At 64.1% G+C, this 17,597-nt stretch carries 18 protein-coding genes; 6 read left to right on the top strand and 12 right to left on the bottom strand.

The genetic code is table 11. From position 1 onward, the window contains the following. Positions 1-24: 24 nt before the first annotated feature. The 3 genes from AC07Y0_RS04415 to petA are packed head-to-tail and all read right to left on the bottom strand — an operon-like array spanning position 25 to position 2,789. Complete coding sequence (locus AC07Y0_RS04415; RefSeq protein ID WP_498674906.1) at positions 25-903, bottom strand: cytochrome c1; 879 nt, start codon at positions 901-903, stop codon at positions 25-27. A gap of 24 nt (positions 904-927) precedes the next feature. After that, complete coding sequence (locus tag AC07Y0_RS04410; protein WP_498674904.1) at positions 928-2,196, bottom strand: cytochrome b; 1,269 nt, start codon at positions 2,194-2,196, stop codon at positions 928-930. Positions 2,197-2,210: 14 nt separating this feature from the next. Beyond that, a complete protein-coding gene (petA, locus tag AC07Y0_RS04405) occupies positions 2,211-2,789 on the bottom strand; it encodes a ubiquinol-cytochrome c reductase iron-sulfur subunit (protein ID WP_498674903.1) in 579 nt (192 codons plus the stop codon). A gap of 285 nt (positions 2,790-3,074) precedes the next feature. Between petA and AC07Y0_RS04400 the strand changes: the two genes are divergently transcribed. After that, the gene (locus tag AC07Y0_RS04400) at positions 3,075-4,022 is read left to right on the top strand and encodes an endonuclease/exonuclease/phosphatase family protein (RefSeq protein ID WP_498674902.1); all 948 of its coding nucleotides are present in this window, start codon (positions 3,075-3,077) and stop codon (positions 4,020-4,022) included. Between the two features lie 21 nt (positions 4,023-4,043). Here the strand turns inward: AC07Y0_RS04400 and AC07Y0_RS04395 are convergent, their stop codons facing one another. From AC07Y0_RS04395 to AC07Y0_RS04380, 4 genes are all read right to left on the bottom strand, one after another. Then, positions 4,044-5,942, bottom strand: coding sequence for an ABC transporter ATP-binding protein (locus AC07Y0_RS04395; RefSeq protein ID WP_498674900.1), 1,899 nt, complete (start codon positions 5,940-5,942; stop codon positions 4,044-4,046). Positions 5,943-6,048: 106 nt separating this feature from the next. Beyond that, positions 6,049-6,471, bottom strand: coding sequence for a DMT family transporter (locus AC07Y0_RS04390; RefSeq protein ID WP_498674897.1), 423 nt, complete (start codon positions 6,469-6,471; stop codon positions 6,049-6,051). After that, positions 6,471-6,941: a DMT family transporter gene (locus AC07Y0_RS04385; RefSeq protein WP_498674896.1), complete on the bottom strand. Its 471-nt coding sequence runs from the start codon at positions 6,939-6,941 to the stop codon at positions 6,471-6,473. The genes AC07Y0_RS04390 and AC07Y0_RS04385 overlap by 1 nt, the downstream gene beginning before the upstream one ends. A gap of 167 nt (positions 6,942-7,108) precedes the next feature. Continuing rightward, positions 7,109-8,962 carry an ABC transporter ATP-binding protein gene (locus AC07Y0_RS04380; protein ID WP_498674893.1) on the bottom strand — a complete coding sequence of 618 codons (1,854 nt, stop codon included), beginning with the start codon at positions 8,960-8,962 and terminating at the stop codon, positions 7,109-7,111. Between the two features lie 380 nt (positions 8,963-9,342). Between AC07Y0_RS04380 and AC07Y0_RS04375 the strand changes: the two genes are divergently transcribed. Continuing rightward, a complete protein-coding gene (locus tag AC07Y0_RS04375; protein WP_498674891.1) occupies positions 9,343-9,798 on the top strand; it encodes a tRNA (cytidine(34)-2'-O)-methyltransferase in 456 nt (151 codons plus the stop codon). Between the two features lie 212 nt (positions 9,799-10,010). Beyond that, positions 10,011-11,477 carry a cell envelope biogenesis protein OmpA gene (locus tag AC07Y0_RS04370; protein ID WP_498674889.1) on the top strand — a complete coding sequence of 489 codons (1,467 nt, stop codon included), beginning with the start codon at positions 10,011-10,013 and terminating at the stop codon, positions 11,475-11,477. Positions 11,478-11,598: 121 nt separating this feature from the next. On the opposite strand, the gene AC07Y0_RS04365 is transcribed toward AC07Y0_RS04370, so the two are convergent. Together AC07Y0_RS04365 and AC07Y0_RS04360 are read right to left on the bottom strand one after the other, a co-directional pair. Further along, positions 11,599-12,558: a flagellin N-terminal helical domain-containing protein gene (locus AC07Y0_RS04365; protein WP_498674887.1), complete on the bottom strand. Its 960-nt coding sequence runs from the start codon at positions 12,556-12,558 to the stop codon at positions 11,599-11,601. Positions 12,559-12,770: 212 nt separating this feature from the next. Next, positions 12,771-13,031, bottom strand: a complete 261-nt coding sequence (locus AC07Y0_RS04360) for a hypothetical protein (protein WP_498674883.1) — start codon at positions 13,029-13,031, stop codon at positions 12,771-12,773. 165 nt (positions 13,032-13,196) lie between these two features. Here AC07Y0_RS04360 and hemF point away from each other — a divergent pair, with 165 nt between their 5' ends. From hemF to AC07Y0_RS04345, 3 genes are all read left to right on the top strand, one after another. After that, a complete protein-coding gene (gene hemF, locus AC07Y0_RS04355; protein WP_498674881.1) occupies positions 13,197-14,111 on the top strand; it encodes an oxygen-dependent coproporphyrinogen oxidase in 915 nt (304 codons plus the stop codon). 153 nt (positions 14,112-14,264) lie between these two features. Next, positions 14,265-14,537 (top strand): hypothetical protein, encoded by a 273-nt coding sequence (locus AC07Y0_RS04350; RefSeq protein ID WP_498674879.1) that lies wholly within the window; start codon positions 14,265-14,267, stop codon positions 14,535-14,537. 141 nt (positions 14,538-14,678) lie between these two features. Next, on the top strand, positions 14,679-14,864 hold the full coding sequence (locus AC07Y0_RS04345) for a DUF1059 domain-containing protein (protein ID WP_498674878.1): 186 nt from the start codon (positions 14,679-14,681) through the stop codon (positions 14,862-14,864). Positions 14,865-14,983: 119 nt separating this feature from the next. Here AC07Y0_RS04345 and AC07Y0_RS04340 read toward each other — a convergent pair whose 3' ends face one another. Genes AC07Y0_RS04340 through AC07Y0_RS04330 form a run of 3 tightly spaced genes read right to left on the bottom strand, consistent with a single transcriptional unit; the run spans position 14,984 to position 17,489 of the window. Then, complete coding sequence (locus AC07Y0_RS04340; RefSeq protein ID WP_498674876.1) at positions 14,984-16,240, bottom strand: CCA tRNA nucleotidyltransferase; 1,257 nt, start codon at positions 16,238-16,240, stop codon at positions 14,984-14,986. Next, positions 16,237-16,869, bottom strand: coding sequence for a CoA pyrophosphatase (locus AC07Y0_RS04335; protein WP_498674874.1), 633 nt, complete (start codon positions 16,867-16,869; stop codon positions 16,237-16,239). Before AC07Y0_RS04335 ends, AC07Y0_RS04340 begins: the two co-directional genes overlap by 4 nt. Continuing rightward, positions 16,866-17,489, bottom strand: a complete 624-nt coding sequence (locus AC07Y0_RS04330) for a DUF1285 domain-containing protein (RefSeq protein WP_498674871.1) — start codon at positions 17,487-17,489, stop codon at positions 16,866-16,868. The genes AC07Y0_RS04335 and AC07Y0_RS04330 overlap by 4 nt, the downstream gene beginning before the upstream one ends. Positions 17,490-17,597: the final 108 nt, after the last annotated feature.

Raw genomic sequence — 17,597 nt, 5'->3', positions numbered from 1 at the left:
GTTCAAACTCCAAAACCCGAAGGCTCAGTGTTCCTTGTTGGCATAGACCGACTTCTTCGTCATGTAGACGAGAGCGGTGAAGATCGCCAGGAACACCATGACCATGAAGCCGGTGCGCTTGCGTTCTTCGAGGTGCGGCTCGGCGGCCCACATCAGGAAGGCGGAAATGTCCTTGGCATACTGGTCGAGCGTCTGCGGGGTGCCGTCGTCATAGGTGACCTGATCGTCGGCGAGCGGCGGGGCCATGGCGAGCGCGGCAGCGCCGGCGAAGTACGGGTTGAAATACGTACCTTCGGCGACGGTGACGCCTTCCGGCGCCTCCTGGTAACCGGTCAGCAGCGAGTAGATATAATCCGGGCCGCCTTCCTGGTACTGCGTGAAGATGTCGAAGACGAAGGTCGGGAAGCCGCGCTCGACGCCGCGAGCCTTGGCCAGCAGCGACATGTCCGGCGGAGCCGCACCGCCGTTGGCGGCCGCAGCGGCTTCGTCGTTCGGGAACGGCGACGGGAAGTAGTCGGACGGAACGGCCTTGCGGGTGAACATTTCACCGTCGCCGTTCGGACCGTCCTGCACTTCATACTCGGCGGCGAATGCCTTGACCTGTTCCTCGGAGTAGCCGAGGTCTTCCAGCGTGCGGAAGGGCACCAGCTTCATCGAGTGACAGGCCGAGCAGACTTCCTTGTAGATCTTCAGGCCGCGCTGCAGCTGCGCCTTGTCGTACTTGCCGAACGGACCGGCAAACGACCAGCCGAGATTGTGCGGCTTGATGATCGGATAGTGGCTGGCAGCCGCGGCATGTTCCACGGCAGCCGCCAGGTCATGGCCTTCTTCCGCTGCCGAGGCGCTGGAAACGAAACCAGCCATGGCAGCGATCAGCGCGATGCTTGTAACAAGCTTTTTCATGTTGTTGATCCCTCTCTCGCGCACTCAGGCCTGGGTCGCGGCAGATTTGCCGCTCTTTTCGAGAACTGCCTCGGTAATCGAGTTCGGAATGCGGCGCGGGGTTTCGAAGAGACCCAGAAGCGGCATGATCACCAGGAAGAAGCCGAAGTAGTAGGCCGTACCGATCTGCGACAGGACGACGTACAGGCCTTCAGCCGGACGCGAGCCGAGCCATCCGAGCATGATGGCATTGGCGACGAAGATCCAGAAGAACAGCTTGTACCACGGGCGGTAGACGGCCGAGCGAACCTTCGACGTGTCGAGCCAGGGCAGGAAGAACAGCACTAGGATCGCGCCGAACATGACGAGCACGCCGCCGAGCTTGGAGTCGATGAACAGCACGTTGAAGGTGATGGCGCGCAGCATCGCGTAGAACGGCAGGTAGTACCATTCCGGAACGATGTGGGCCGGCGTCTTCAGCGGGTTGGCCATCGTGTAGTTGTCGGGATGGCCGAGGTAGTTCGGCATGTAGAAGATGAACCAGGCGAAGACGATCAGGAAGACCGCTACGCCGAAGGCATCCTTGAGCGTTGCGTAGGGCGTGAACGGAACGGTGTCCGTCTTCGACTTGACTTCGACGCCGGTCGGATTGGTCTGGCCGGTGACGTGCAGCGCCCAGACGTGCAGGACGACGACGCCGGCGATCATGAACGGCAGCAGGTAGTGCAGCGAGAAGAAGCGGTTCAGCGTCGGCTGGTCGACGGCGAAGCCACCGAGCAGGAACTGCTGGATCCACTCGCCGACCAGCGGGAAGGCGGTGAAGAAGCCGGTGATGACGGTCGCGCCCCAGAAGGACATCTGACCCCAGGGCAGGACATAGCCCATGAAGCCGGTTGCCATCATCAGCAGGTAGATGACCACGCCGAGGATCCAGAGGATTTCGCGCGGAGCCTTGTACGAGCCGTAATAGAGGCCGCGGGCGATGTGCAGGTAGACGGCGATGAAGAAGAAGGATGCGCCGTTGGCATGCATGTAGCGCAGCAGCCAGCCGTGGTTCACGTCGCGCATGATCTTCTCGACCGAGAAGAAGGCGATGCTGGTGTCGGCGGCATAGTGCATGGCCAGAACGACGCCGGTCAGGATCTGTACGATCAGCATCACCGACAGCATGGCGCCGAAGGTGTAGGCGTAGTTCAGGTTGCGGGGAACCGGATAGGCGACGAAGCTGTCATAGATCATGCGCGGCAGCGGCAGCCGCGCGTCGATCCACTTTTCAAGGCCGGTCGACGGCTGGTAACTGGAATGATCACTCATATTTCTGAATCCCCTCAGCCGATCTTGATCACAGTATCGGAAACGAATGCAAATGTCGGAACGGGCAGGTTCTGCGGTGCCGGACCTTTGCGGATACGGCCAGCGGTGTCGTAGTGCGAGCCGTGGCAGGGACAGAACCAGCCACCGAAATCGCCGGCCTGACCGAGCGGTACGCAGCCGAGATGGGTGCAGACGCCGATCATCACCAGCCAGTTTTCCTTGCCTTCGCCGGCCGAGCGGGCGAGGTCCGTTGCTTCGGCGGCGGCATCGCCGTTGGCGTTGCGGGCGACCGGGTCCTTGAGGTCGGCGAGCGCAACGGCCTTGGCCTCTTCGACTTCCTTGTCGGTGCGGTTGCGGATGAACACCGGCTTGCCGCGCCACTTGATCGTCAGCGACATGCCGGGCTCGAGTGCCGCAACGTCGACTTCGATCGCACCGAGTGCGAGCGTGGAGGCGTCCGGGCGCATCTGGTCGATGAACGGCCAGGCAACCGCAACGGCGCCGACCGCACCGGCCATGCCCGTGGTCAGGTAAAGGAAGTCGCGGCGAGTAGGCTCGCCCAAGGTTTCGCTATTCATCTCGTGCTCGCTCACGGTCAAACCATCCTCTTCGCAAATTCTGCGACACACCGCATTGCCAGGCGACGGCGAATCCGCGCGCGGACACGATTGCGCCACAGATTCCCGCCAATTTGGCGCCTTCTAAGCTTGATATCGGATTATGTCCAGTCTTCACAGGGGGATGGGGGCACAATGTCGCGGATTTATTCACGCCTCTCTGCGCGTCGTTCGGACCGTCGGCGGGCATGTTGCAATGCGGTGTAAATTGCGGCATGGTCGCGCCTTTCAGACCCCGTCCGGGCCCACGGATTTGCACCTTTGACAAGAGATCGAATTTCCTCCGCTCTGGGCGTGCTCATCTCTTTCGGCCTGCTTGTCGTCAGCCTGCGCTATGTCACCGACTTCTGGCTGTTGGCCTTCTTCTTTAGTCTACAGCCGCAACTCGGCGTCGTCGCGGCGCTCGGTGCCCTCACCTGCCTGGCACTCCACCGCAGTGCCTTCGGCTATGTCCTGCTGGTCGTGTCGTTGCTGCTCTGCGGCCACGCCTTCTGGATGCAGCGGGAATTCCTGCCGGCATCCGACATTGCCGTTCCGGCCGACGCGACGCGCTTCCGGCTGCTGTCCTTCAACATGCTGGGCAAGAATTACGAAAATGTCGGCCGCATCATCGACATGGTCAAAGCCTCGGGCGCGGACGTCGCTTACCTGCTCGAATCCGGGCCGCTCCTGCATCACCTTTCGGACCTGTCGACCGCCTATCCGTACCGCATCGGCTGTGGTGTCCAGATCGAAGCCTGCGACCTGATGATCCTGTCGAAATACCCGATCGAGGCTCCAAGCGTCGTCAGCCTCAGCGATATCCGCAGCAACCGCTTTGCCGTGGCGACGATCCGCATCGGCGGACGGCCGATCGAGTTCGCCGCGATCCACCTGACCAAGCCCTACTTTGATGACTACCACACCACCGAGCTGCGCCGCGCCGGCGCCATCCTGCGCAAGCGCGGCGGAACGCTGGTGATCGGCGGCGACTTCAATTCCGATACCATCGCCCCGGACATGCAGCGCTTCCTCAGGCGCTCCGACCTGCAGACGGCCGGAACGGAGCCGGCCACCTGGCCGGTCGAGGCCGGCATATTCGGCATTCCGATCGATCACATCTACATATCGAAGGCCGTCATCCCGCTGTCGCTCACGCGCCTCGAGGACGACTACGGCTCCAACCACTACGGCCTGGTCGCCGATCTGGCTGTTCCGCCGCTGCCCTGATCGGTCGAGAGATCGGAGACGTCAGGCGGTCGCGGACACGCTCGCATCCGCCTCGTCGTCGCCGTCGTGGGTATTGAGGAAACCGCCGGACTGGCGCGCCCAGAGGTCGGCATAGAGACCGCCCTTCTCGACGAGCTCGGCATGGGTCCCCTCCTCGATGATCCGGCCCTTGTCCATGACCACGAGACGATCCAGGGCGGCGATGGTCGACAGGCGGTGGGCGATGGCGAGCACCGTCTTGCCCTGCATCAGCTTGTCGAGATTGGACTGGATGGCAGCCTCGACTTCCGAGTCGAGCGCCGAGGTCGCTTCGTCGAGCACCAGGATCGGTGCATCCTTGAGCATGACCCGGGCGATCGCGATGCGTTGCCGCTGGCCGCCGGAGAGCTTGACGCCGCGCTCGCCGACATGCGCGTCGAAGCCCTTGCGTCCGCGCTGGTCTTCCAGTCGTTCGATGAACTCGAGCGCCTCGGCGCGGTCCGCCGCCTTGCTCAGCATCTCCTCCGTCGCATCCTCGCGGCCGAAGACGATATTGTCGCGGATCGAGCGATGCAGCAGCGCCGTGTCCTGCGTCACCATGCCGATCTGCGACCGCAGGCTCTCCTGTGTGACGGTGGATATATCCTGGCCGTCGATCAGGATGCGCCCGCCTTCGACGTCGTAGAAGCGCAGGAGCAGGTTCACCAGCGTCGACTTGCCCGCCCCCGAACGTCCGACGATGCCGACCTTCTCGCCGGGGCGGATGGTGAGCGTCAGGTGATCGATCGCCCCCTTCTTGCGGCCGTAGTGGAAGGAGACGTCCTCGTAACGGATTTCCGGGCTCCGGACCTCGAGTTCAGCGGCACCCGGCCTGTCGGTCAGTTCGATCGGCTTGGAGACGAGTTCCGCCGAGTTCTGGATCGTGCCGATATTGCGCATGATGCCGTTGAGCTGCGTCATCATCCGGCCAAGGAGCATGTTGAGCCTGAGCACCAGGCCGAGCGTGAAGGCGACGCCGCCGGCCGTGATCGCGCCGGAGAACCAGAGATCGACGGACAGCGTGGCGATCATCAGGATCATCGCCCCCGACAGCATGGCAAGCGACGAACGCACCCCCGTCAGGAGCCGGGCGAACGGCGTCAGCGTCGCCTGGAACCGGTCGAAGCCGGCGCGGATATAATGGTCGTTCTGCTGCTCGCGCCCGAACAGCTTCAGCGTCTGGATGTTGGAATAGGAATCGACCATGCGGCCGTTCAGCATCGAGGCTGCTTCCGCCGTCTCCCTGGCGTGGCGGCGGATGCGCGGCACGAAAATGCGGGCCAACACGAGGAACACGGCGATCCACAGCGCGATGATGCCGGCGAGCCGCCAGTCGAGCTGCGCCACCAGCGCCATGGTCGAGGCCGTATAGATCACCATGAACCAGACGACCTGCAAGAGCGAGGTCAGGAGGTCGCCGGTGGACTGCCCGGCCGACCAGACCTTGGTGACGATGCGGCCGGAGAAATCGTTCTGGAAGAAGGAGAGCGACTGGCGCGCGACATGGGCATAGGCCTGCCAGCGCACCAGATTGAAGAAGTTGAGGACGATCACCTGCTCCTCGACCAGCGCCCCGATCGTGACGACGACGAAGCGGCCGGCGAGCACGATCAGCGCCATGACGAGCAGTTCGCCGCCATGGGCGGCGAGCAGGCCTTCCCAGCCTGCCTCCTTCGGCACGGTGTCGAGCAGATCGACGAGACGGCCGACGAACCAGAACAGGGCCGCCTCGAGCATGGCGACCGCGCCGCCGAACAGCGCCATCATGACGAAGGGCATCTTCGCCTGGCGCACATAGAACCAGACAAAGGCCCAGGTTCCGGACGGCGGCCTGAGGTCGTCCGTGCGGGCGAAGGGAGAGATCCAGTTTTCGAACAGGCGGGCGACGGAGCGGAAGATCATGCCAAGCGATATAGGCGGATTCCCGAGCGGGGCAAAGAAAATGCGGCCGGAAAGGGATTACATTTGCGTCATGCCCGGAATTTCTCCGACGGCGCTCTTCGTGCCCTCACTTCGAAAAGCGCGTGAGATAAATGCCGAACAGGATAAGCGCCACGCCGGCCGGCTGGCCGACATGGAAGGTTGCGGTGCCGCGCAGATAGTCGATCGCCAGCCCGGCGATCATCTGCCCGCCGATGATCAGCAGGGCCGAGCGGGCAGCGCCGATGCGCGGGAAGACATAGGACGAGATGGCGACGAACACGGCGCCGACCATGCCGCCGGTAAAGGCCCAGCCCGGCACCTGGCCGAGCAGCGCCAGGCCCTGCCGCTCGAACAAGACGACGAACACGGTGAGCAGGGCAAAACCGATGAAATGGTTCCAGAACGAGGCGCGAAACGCCCCGCGGTCCATGGTGAGGCGCCCGTTGATCGAGCGGCTCATGCCGACGGCGGCCCCGCCGGCAAGCGCGATCAGAACAGAGGTCAGCATCACGCGCCTCCCGAATAGATGATGAGCGCGCTACCGGCGATGACGCAAAGAGCCGCCAAAAGGTCGAAGCGGTTGAGCATCCGCTTCGGCGTGCCGAACAGCCCCCAGAGATCGGAGATCAGGCCGAACAGGATCTGCCCGACCAGAAGCAACGAAAGCCCGCCGGCGAGCGCCAGCTCGGAATTGACCGCGATCGAGGAGAGCGCCACGGCAAAGGCGCCCGGCGCGCCGCCGAGATAGGACCAGAGCGGCGGCTTCGACACCCCCTGCCCCGCGCCGCGCCTGCCGGTAACCAGCAGCAGATTGACGCGCAACAGCAAGAAGGCGGCGACGGCCCCCACCCCATGCACCACCCATGAGGCGACAAAGGGCGTCGAATGCGCGGCGAGCCCGCTATTGATGGTGATCATGACGGCCAGCAAGCCGCCGGCCAGCCCAGCCCAGACCCAATCGAGATAATGTCGCATCATGCCCCGCTCAGCAGCGCCTTGTCCCGCTTCGTCCGGAGGCGGGACAGCGCTGCTTAGCCCCGCCCTTCCCTGCCGACAATCGATTTGTCCGCGAAGCCCCTTCACGAAAACTGCATGCCCTTCGCCCGCGCCGCGATCGGCGGGGCGAAGGGCTGTGCGGCGGAAGATTATTCCGCCGCAGCCTCGGTTTCGTGCTGATCGGCGAGGAAGCCGCCGGACTGGCGGTTCCACAGGTCGGCATAGACGCCGCCCTCGGCCACCAACTGGCCATGTGTCCCCGTCTCGATGATCCGGCCCTTGTCGAGCACGACCAGCCGGTCCATCTGGGTCAGCGTCGACAGGCGGTGAGCGATGGCGATCACCGTCTTGCCCTCCATCAGCGAGAACAGGCTTTCCTGGATTGCCGCCTCGACTTCGGAATCGAGCGCCGAGGTCGCCTCGTCGAGCACCAGGATCGGTGCGTTCTTGAGGAACACCCGGGCAATCGCGATGCGCTGGCGCTGGCCGCCGGAGAGCTTCACGCCGCGCTCGCCGACCTGCGCGTCGAGCCCCTTGCGGCCCTGCATGTCGACCAGGCCCTCGATGAACTCGGTGGCATTGGCGCGCCTGGCCGCCTCCAGAACCTCCGCGTCGCTCGCCTCGGGCCGCCCATAGGCGATATTGTCGCGGATCGACCGGTGCAGGAGCGAGGTATCCTGGGTGACGACGCCGATCAGCGACCGCAGGCTGTCCTGCGAAACCCCGGAAATGTCCTGGCCGTCGATCAGGATGTGGCCCTTCTCCAGATCGTAGAAGCGCAGCAACAGGTTCATCAGCGTGGTCTTGCCGGCACCGGAGCGCCCGACGAGGCCGACCTTCTCGCCGGCCTTGATGATCAGCGAGAAGTCCTCGATCACGCCCTTGTCCTTGCCATAGTGGAAACGGACATGGTCGTAGACGATCTCGCCCTTCGGCGCGGCAAGCGCCTTGGCTCCGCCGGCATCGACGATGTCGTGCGGCTTCGTCATCATGCCCATGCCGTCATAGACCGTGCCGATGTTTTCGAAGAGCGCCGAGACCTCCCACATGATCCACTGCGACATGCCGTTGATGCGCATGGCAAGGCCGATGGCGACCGCGATCGCGCCGACAGAGACCGTGCCGCCCAGCCAGAACCAGATGCTGAGACCGGATATGGCAAAGAGCACGATGGCATTGTTGATGTCGACGAAGACGTTGAGCAACGTGATCTGCCGCATCTGCCGATGAACCGTGTCGAGGAAGGCGTTCATGCCGTCCTTGGCATAGGCTTCCTCGCGGCCGGCATGGGAGAACAGCTTCACGGTGGCGATGTTGGTGTAGCTGTCGACGATCCGACCCGTCATCATCGAGCGCGCGTCGGCCTGCTCGCTGGAGAGCCGGCGCAAGCGCGGGACGAAGAAGGTGAGGATCAGCGTATAGACGACGATCCAGATGATCAGCGGCGCGACCAGCCGCCAGTCGGCGGCGAAGACCAGCGCCAGCATCGAGACGAAGAAGCTGATCGCATAGACGAACACGTCGATGATCTTCATCACCGCTTCACGCACGGCAAGGGAAGTCTGCATCACCTTCGTCGACACCCGGCCGGCGAACTCGTTGGCAAAGAAGGTCATCGAATGGCGCAGCAGGAAGCGATGCATCTGCCAGCGGGCGATCATCGGGAAATTGCCGGCCAGCACCTGGTGCATGGTCAGCGTATGGATGAACCCGACCACCGGCAGGCCGATAAGAAGCAGGGCCGCCATCCAGATCAGCCGGCCCTGCTCCGTCTCAAGGAAGGTGGCGCGGTCGGCAACCGACAGCCAGTCGACGATATTGCCGAGGAACTGGTAGAGCAGGACCTCGCCGACGGCGATCAGCATCGAGCACAGTCCGAGCAGCAGCAGCCAGGGAGCGGCCGGCTTGGTGTAATGCCAGCAGAATGCCACGAGCCCCTTCGGCGGCAGCACGGGCGCTTCCGGCGGATAGGGATTGAGGCGGTTCTCGAACCACGAAAACATGCGGAATTCTCCAGAAAATCAGCGCCCGGCGTATGACCGGAATCCGTCCTGCGGATCCGGAAGGGCCAAAAATCAGACAATGAGGCCGCAACCGGCCGCAAGGTGATTCAAATGGAAAAGTCTTGAAAGAGGGGCGACTGTGTCGCCGTCACGCAGCCTGCCAGTAGTGCGGCACCGGAAGGCGCGTCATACCATGTGATATCATCGAGGCCTCCCTGTTGCGTGTTGAAGAGGAGTGCTTTCTACCTTTCCTACGCAGAATTGAAAAGCATCAAACCTCCGGTCGATGCTCGATCCCGCCGACCTGTTGCCCGAAGACAACAGGCAATTGCACCTGACCACCCCTTGAGCGACATGGCCGTACCGCGATAGGAAGGGCCATGACCGGACTTCGCATCGCCCTCTACCAGCCCGACATTCCCGGCAATACCGGCACGATCCTCAGGCTTGCCGCCTGCCTCGGCCTCGGCGTCGACATCATCGAGCCCGCCGGCTTCGAAATTTCCGACCGCAACCTGAAGCGCGCCGGCATGGACTATCTGGCCAGCGTGTCGCTTGTCCGCCATGTCAATTTCGAGCGCTTCGAGGACTGGCGGCGCGACAGCGGGCGGCGTCTGGTCCTCGCATCGACCAAGGCTGCGGAACGCTATACCGACTTCGCCTACCGCCCCGACGACATCCTGCTGTTCGGCCGCGAAAGTGCCGGTGTTCCCGAGCCCGTCCACGACAGAGCCGACGCGCGCGTCCTCATTCCCATGGTCGAGGGGCAACGCTCGATCAATGTCGCGATGTCGGCGGCGATGATCGCCGGCGAAGCCCTGCGCCAGACCAGCTGACGTCGTTTGCGGCAGTGGCGCCGCGCGCATTCCCTGCCCGCCCATCAATCAACCGTCGTGAAACCACGCTAGACTGGCCGCGGCCGCCGACCCGCGGCCCGTCCATCGGTTACGTTTGCAACTGCGGCATGATGGCTCGTGGTTCCCGCAGAGTTTGCTAATTCTACCGATAGATGCTATATTGCACCGCAGCATAAACCGGGAGACGATCGATGTTCGAGACCGCATTCGCCCTGAGTCTGACCCAGTTCGCCAGAAGTCTGAGCTTTCCGGAGCGGCTTCAGCATCGCCCAGCCCGCAACGCCGCGCTTGAGCCCTGGCGCCTGCGCAACACCGGACTCGATGCGATCTTCTATGACGTGAAGTCGCTGACCGCCGAGGAAACCTTCTACATCAGCGATTCCCTCGCCTCCGAAGGCCTGATCATGATCGTGCCGCCGAGCGGTGGCCCGATGCTGACGATTTGCGACAGCGTGGCGGAATACAAGCTGCGCGGCGGGCGCGACGTGCACGCCCTGGCGGTCGCCGGCATCGGCGGCTCGGCGATCGGAGCTGCGGCTTTCGCCCGCAACGTCGCCGACGCCATCGGTGAACCGGTCGCCGCCGTGGTCTCGGGCTACGGCCTCGGCGACATCATCAACGAGACGATCGGCGGCTCGTTCTTCTTCGGCTGGCTCGGCCATATGCGCAACGATCTCGAAGTGATCGACGACGTCGTCGGCCGCCCGCATCTCGGCGCCTACGAAGACCGCCACAAGCTGGCCCTGAAGCAGCATCCGAGCGCCCTCGACACCGACACCGTCGAAACGCTGCTGGCCGATCCCGGCCTCTCCTTCCATCTGCTCGCCGGTCATTCGCGCGGCAACCGCGTGCTGTCCGAGGCTCTCTACGCCATCCGGGAAGAGGACCCCTCCCGCCTGCGCAAGATGGCAAGCGGCCTGCGCATCGTCACCTTCGGCGGGCGCATCACCATGCCGCCGGATTGCCGCGACGTGGTCGACGTGATCGGCGAACTCGACTGGTTCGGCGAGATCAACTCCCGCCCGCAGATCGCCAGCGACATCCGCGTGCCGCTCGCCGGACACGCGACCAATACCGACTTTGCCGGCGCCTTGCAGGTCACCAAGATCCTCAGGGACATCGTCGCCCGCAGCCTGCCGGCCGTTGTCGAGCCTGAACAGTCGGCCACGACCGAGGCGGTCGGCGCCGGGGCGCCAGCCCTTTCACCGAGCCCGGCAATCGAGGCCGAAGCGGCCATCGAGACGGTATCCGACGAACCGGAACAGATCGACGACGCCGTACAGGTCGCCGAGCCCGAACCGGTGGCAGATGCCGATCTGGCTGCGGAAACCGGACCGGTCACGGATGCCGTGATCGAACCGATCCAGGCGCTGGCGTCGGAGAAAGCGGAAGAGCCCGTCGCCGTTATGGCAGAGCGTGAAGAAACGGATGAGGCGGTCGTGGAACAATCTCCTCGGGCCGTCGCCGCCGATGACGAGGAGATGCCTGCCGCCCCGATCGAAGCGATCGCCGAGGAGCAGCCCGCCGAAGCCGAAGCACCGGCAATCGTGGCCGCTCCTGAACCGGTCTCGGCCGCCGTCCCGCAGCGCCACGCATCGAGCAAGGCGACCCGTGCAACGCGCAGGACCCCGAAATCGAAGGGTCCGACCCGCCGTTGACGGGCGTCAGAACTCGACATTCCCCAGACAAGTGAGCCCGGCACATCAGGACGATGTGCCGGGCTCTTCATGTAAAGCATGGGCGAAGCCTTTTCCGCCCTCCTGTATCAATGCGTCACCCTCAGGCGAACAGCTTGAGCGAGGCCCCCATCGAATTGTTGGCAATGTTGAGCCCGATGGTCTGCAACTGCTGCTGGACCTTCTGCGCCGAAAGCTTGGCCGATTCCTCTTCCATGTCGGCATCCACCAGACGGCCGATGCCGATCTCGGTGATGTCCTGGAGGTCCTGCAGGAACTCCGTGCTGGAAGCGATCCGGCTTCGGGTGGCGCCGAGATTGGCGCTGGCGTCGATCATGTTGGTCATCATCGAATTCATCGCCGAGATCATGCCGTCGAATTCGGCGCTCGTCGTCGCGTCGGACACCGAAATCTCATGGGACGTGGCGGCAACCGGAACGGCCGAATTGGCATCGAGCAGATGGTACTCATAGGCCACCCCACTCTTCGTCGTGCCCGCATAGGACTGCGTGAGCAATCCGTCCTGCGCGTCCTGGCCGCTGACCAGCGTCGACTTCGCCGTGTCGAAATCGATCACGTTGACCGACACGTCTCCGTCGCCATTGCTGGTGACGGAGGCGACCATGGACTGGACCTTGGGCTGCTGCCCGGCATCGAGGTTGAGCCAGTTCTGGCCGTTGAACGAACTCGACTGGGCGATCGTGCCGAGTTGCGCCTTGAGCTGGGTGATCTCCGCATTGACCGCCGAGCGGTTCGTGCCAACCGCCTGGGCGAGGATCAGCTTGGACTGGATCTCGGCGACGATCGACGTCGCCGCTTCCATCCCGAGCGCGGCGGTATCGGTGATTGCGGCGGATAGCCCGGTCGCGTCCTCGGCGCTGGACAGCGACATGGCATCGGCGCTCATCGTCGTTGCGATCGACCAGTAGGCGGCGTTGTCCGATGCCTCGTCCACCCGCTTGCCGGAAGCCACCCGTGTCTGTGTCGCTTCGAGCGCCCTGCTCGAACCGGTCAGCAACGACAGTGCCGAGGCGGCCGTCGAATTGAAGGAAACACTTGTCATCAGTTGTCCTTGCTGTGAACCACGAAAAATGCCGGGCGGTGGCCATGGCTTTGACGACGGGCTTCATGCCGGGTCCATGCAGAGGCGCACAGACCGTCAACAGGGAAGATGATGCCAGAGCCGATTTGATATCGGCTTTAAGAAAACCTTAGAAGTTTAGCGATTGCTGGAAATACCAGAGAAATGCCGGGGGCTCCCGGCAGCCGGCCCCGTCAGTCGGCCGATGGCAGCCGGCGCATGGTGAACTCGATCTGGTCGCCGTCCAGCTGGCGCCAGCTCTCGACTTCGGTCCAGTAGGCGGCCTTGGGGAAGGTGTCGAACCATTCCCGCGCCTTGGCCCGCGCCTCGTCGCGCGTCAGGCAGAAGGTCTCGCGCACGAAATGGCCGCCGTCCTTGCCGGCCTTGGCCAACCGGTGGTCGGCAATGCGCTTTTTCAGGCCGTCGAGCGGCGGAGGACCGGGTATTCTGCTCATCAAACACCTCGCTGGCAGACAAAATAATGCCCCTCTTGCGGTTTTGCGAGTCGATTTTCGGGGACGTGGCCGCAGCGCCGCTGTTCGAGACCGGGCCGTCCTGTTAATTCCTAAACTGCAATAGGCGACGAGTCGCCAAGCATGGGCTGATGCCCAGGGGAAGCCATGCAAAGACCTGATCTGCCGAAAGGCCTGCCAGACGACATCGAGGACAAGAAGCTGGCGGCACGCGCTTGGTTCGAAAGCCTGCGCGACACGATCTGCGCCTCCTTCGAAGCGCTCGAGGACGAGCTTTCCGGTCCGCTGGCCGACCAGGCGCCCGGCCGTTTCGCGCCCAAGGACTGGCAGCGTGACGGCGGCGCCGGGGGCGGCGGCCGCATGTCGATGATGGAAGGCCGCGTCTTCGAGAAGGTCGGCGTGCATACCTCGACGGTCCACGGCGAGTTCTCGCCGGAATTCCGCAAGACCATGCCCGGCGCCGAGGAAGATCCGCGCTTCTGGGCCTCGGGCATCTCGCTGATCGCCCATCCGGTCAATCCGAACGTGCCGGCCGTGCACATGAACACCCGTATGGTGGTGACCACCAGCCAGTGGTTCGGCGGCGGTGCCGACCTGACCCCGGTGCTCGACCGGCGCCGCACCCAGGAGGACCAGGACAGCCGCCTGTTCCACCGCGCCATGGAAATCACCTGCGGCCGCCACGCCGCCGTCGCGGACTACCCGGCCTACAAGGCCTGGTGCGACGAGTATTTCTTCCTGCCCCATCGCAACGAGGCGCGCGGCATCGGCGGCATCTTCTTCGACTGGCTGCACTCCCCCGAGGAGCGGGGCGGCTGGGCCGCGGACTTCGCCTTCGTCCAGGACGTCGGTCGCGCTTTCAATCTCGTCTATCCGAAGATCGTGCGGTCGAACTTCAACCAGCCCTGGACCGAAGAGGACCGCGACGAGCAGTTGATCCGCCGCGGCCGCTACGTCGAGTTCAACCTGCTCTATGACCGCGGCACGATCTTCGGCCTGAAGACCGGCGGCAATGTTGAATCGATCCTGTCCTCCATGCCGCCGGTGGTGCGCTGGCCCTGAACCGGGGCAAGGCAAGACCCCTTCAGGGCGAACAGCCGGGCGCGTCTGTTTCTGGTCACATTTCTCGGAGCCCGCGCCTGCGACACTAAATTGCATTTGGAATAGGCTGCCGTCGTGTTATCTTTCTCATTGGTTACATGGAGGAGATGTGCGATGGCCTACCCGAGCAGCATTCCGCCCCAGCAATCCACAGCCACCGACCGAGCGCTTGATGCGCTTGAGCTCATTGATCGCCTTGCCGAACAATTGCGGGCGACGAGCGGCGTCGATCTTCCCCACGCCTATTTCGTCGAACAGGTGCAGTTGGGGCTGGCCGACCGCGATCTGGCCGATCTCGCAGCCGCAAACGACATTGAGGGCGCTCCCCGCCGTCGTCATCCGCAGACCAACGGCTCGGTGTTCCGCGCCTGGGCCATGCCGGAATAGGCAGTTCGAACGCACCTCCGCGCCGCAAAAGACCGCGGTCACCACCGTGGACGTTGCGCGCCTTACGTGTCTCGCCTTTGTCTGATTAGCGCTTCATGATATATTTCAATGCCTTGAACCCAGTCGAAGAGGAGATCCGACATGAAGCAGTTTGAATGCGGTTCACTGGTTCCGGGTTGCCCTTGGCACACCCGTGCCGAGGAGGAAGCCGAAGTCGTCCGCCGCACCGTCGAGCACATGCGGACTGCGCATGGCGAAACGATCATCCGCGAAACCATGGTCGACGCCATCAAGGCCCGGATCACCGATCAGGCAAAAGCCGCCTGACGGTCAGGGGTCTCCATGGCCCCGCCGGCACTTGATTCAACATCTGAGAACCGCCGCGAAATCCGTGCAGTTTCAGTCGCTTGGCCGGCCTGACGGAATCGTTTTCGCAACGACTTGAATCAGTTCCTGACGAGGTCCGACAGCCGGGCGAGCAGCTTCGCCCGGTCGAAGGAGAAGTTGGACGAGATCCATTCCTGCTCCAGCGCTTTCAGCGTTTCACCCACCTTGGGTCCCGGCGAAGTCCCGGCCGCCAGCACATCGGCGCCGCTCAAGGGAAAGGACGGCCGCTCGAATTTTTCCGCCCGCGTCAAGAGGACTGACAGCCGCCCGGCCCGCGCCATCGCCTTCGGGTCTGCGGCGGCGTTGCTGCGCGCGGTGGCCAGATCGATCTTCAGCGACGCGATCACACTGTCCTTGCCCAGGCGATAGAGCTCACGGTCGAAGGCCGCGTCCGTCACCTCACCGTTCGGCTTCGGCGCCCGGGCAAAGCGGTCGAGGAAAGCGGCCTCGGCATTCGAGAGGCGCAGCCGTTGCGCAAGGGCCGCCAGCCGCTCGGCGTCCTTGGGCACGATCGCAGCGAGCCGCAGCATCGGCTCCGGCTCCCATCCGAGCGCCTGCTCGGCGGCGACCAAGGCCGGAATCGCGTCGATACCCCACTTTTCGGTTTCGGGCAGGATGGCCCCGAGCACGCCGGACTGGCGCATCCACAACAGCGCGCGGCCCGGATCGCGGGCCGACAGCAGCTTCTTCGTCTCCGCCCAGACCCGCTCCGCCGAAAGGGTCGAAAGCTTGTCCTTCGCCCGCGAACAGGCCTTGAGGCCCGCTGGATCCGGCCGCCCGCCGCCATAATGGGCGAAGAAGCGGAAGAAGCGCAGGATGCGCAGATAGTCCTCGGCGATCCGCGTGTCCGCGTCGCCGATGAAGCGCACCGTCTTCGTCTCGACATCCGGAAGTCCGCCGATGAGGTCGATCACCTCGCCATCGGCACCGACATAGAGCGCGTTGATCGTCAGGTCACGGCGCTCGGCGTCCTCCTGCCAGTCCTCGCCGAAAGCCACCTTGGCGCGGCGGCCGTCGGTCTCGACATCGCGGCGAAGCGTGGTCACCTCGAAGCCCCTGCCGTCGAGCACCAGCGTCACCGTGCCGTGGTCGATCCCGGTCGGCACCGCCTTGATCCCGGCCGCCTTGGCGCGCTCCATCACCGTCTCGGGCGGCAGCGTGGTCGCAAGGTCTATATCGGCGACCGGCAGGCCCATCAGGCTGTTGCGCACCGCCCCGCCGGCGACGCGCGCCTCGCCGCCATCGACATTGAGCAGCGCGAACAGCCGCTGCAGCGCCGGATCGGTGAACCAGGTCTCGTTCGACAGGTTGGTCATGCATAGAGCCTTTCATAAAGCGTCCGGATGATGCCGGCGGTAATGCCCCAGATATGGCGCTCGCCATAGGGCATCACGTAGAAATGCCGGATGATCCCCTGCCAGGTGCGGCTGTCGCGCTGGTGATTGTCCGGGTTCATCAGGAAGGACAGCGGCACTTCGAAGACCGCATCGACCTCGTCGGGATTGGGCTTGATGACGAAGCCGCGCCGGACCACGGAGAGCACCGGCACGATGCGAAAGCCCGTGCCGGACAGATATTGCGGCAGCCGGCCGACCGTCTCGACGAAGGACGGATCGAGCCCGATCTCCTCCTCCGCCTCGCGCAGCGCCGCGACTTCCGGCGACAGGTCGCCCTCGTCGATGCCGCCGCCGGGAAAGGCGACCTGGCCGGAATGCTTGCGAAGCTTCGCCGTGCGCTGGGTCAGGATCACCTTGGCCCCCTCTGGATCATCGACCACCGGAACCAGAACGGCCGCGTCCTTGAGCTTCAGCCCCTCGACCTCGAGCAGCGTCGCCGGATTGAGGATGTGGTCGCCGTGATCGCGCCAGGCATGCTCGATCGGCGCACCGATCTGGTTCAGCGCGCGGTGACGGAAGTCGGCGGCGGAATAGATGTCGAAACTCATTTCGACAGCCGGTCGAGTTCTGCCGCCGGCATCACCGGAAAGATCGTCCCGCCCGAGCGGATCGCGAACATCTCCACCCCGTCGATCTCCACCGTCTCGCCTTGCTCCACAAGGTCATACATAACGGCGCGCGACACCAGCGCCTCCAGCCGCCCGCGCACATGCAGGTAAGGCTTGAGCTCATGGTTCTCACCATGCACGACGAAGCGCAGCGCATAGTCCGGCCCGGCCTCGACCACGTCGCCGACATTGGTGCGGAAGGTCAGCAGCTTGTTCCCGTCCCGCTCGCTCTCGCTCATCTCGACCGCGAGAAAGGGTGCATCCTCGATGCGGATGCCGACTTTCTCCACAGGTGTTACGAGATAGGTCTTGCCGTCCTCGTCCTTGCGCAACACCGTCGAGAACAGCCGCACCAGCGGCGCGCGGCCGATCGGCGTGCCCATGTAGAACCAGGTCCCGTCGGCGCGGATTTCCATGTCGATATCGCCGCAGAATGGCGGTTCCCAGCGCTCCACGGGCGGCAGGCTCGGCTTGCCGCCGGCCGTCTGCGCCGCCGCGCGCGAAATCATCGCCGCCAGTCCGGCCGCATCCGTCGTCGCCTTCAGCGTATCGCCTGCCATCTTTGCGTCCCGGTTGGTGCCTAATCAGTGTTATGTCACGAGATAGTCATTCGAAACGCGCTTGTCAGCCGCCCGTTGGGGAATAAGTTAGTTTCATGTGCCGCTGTC

This window comes from Allorhizobium sp. GW101-3B10 (assembly GCF_059424725.1).
Note: the sequence above shows the minus strand (reverse complement) of the source record. Positions and strands in the feature narration are given on the sequence as shown.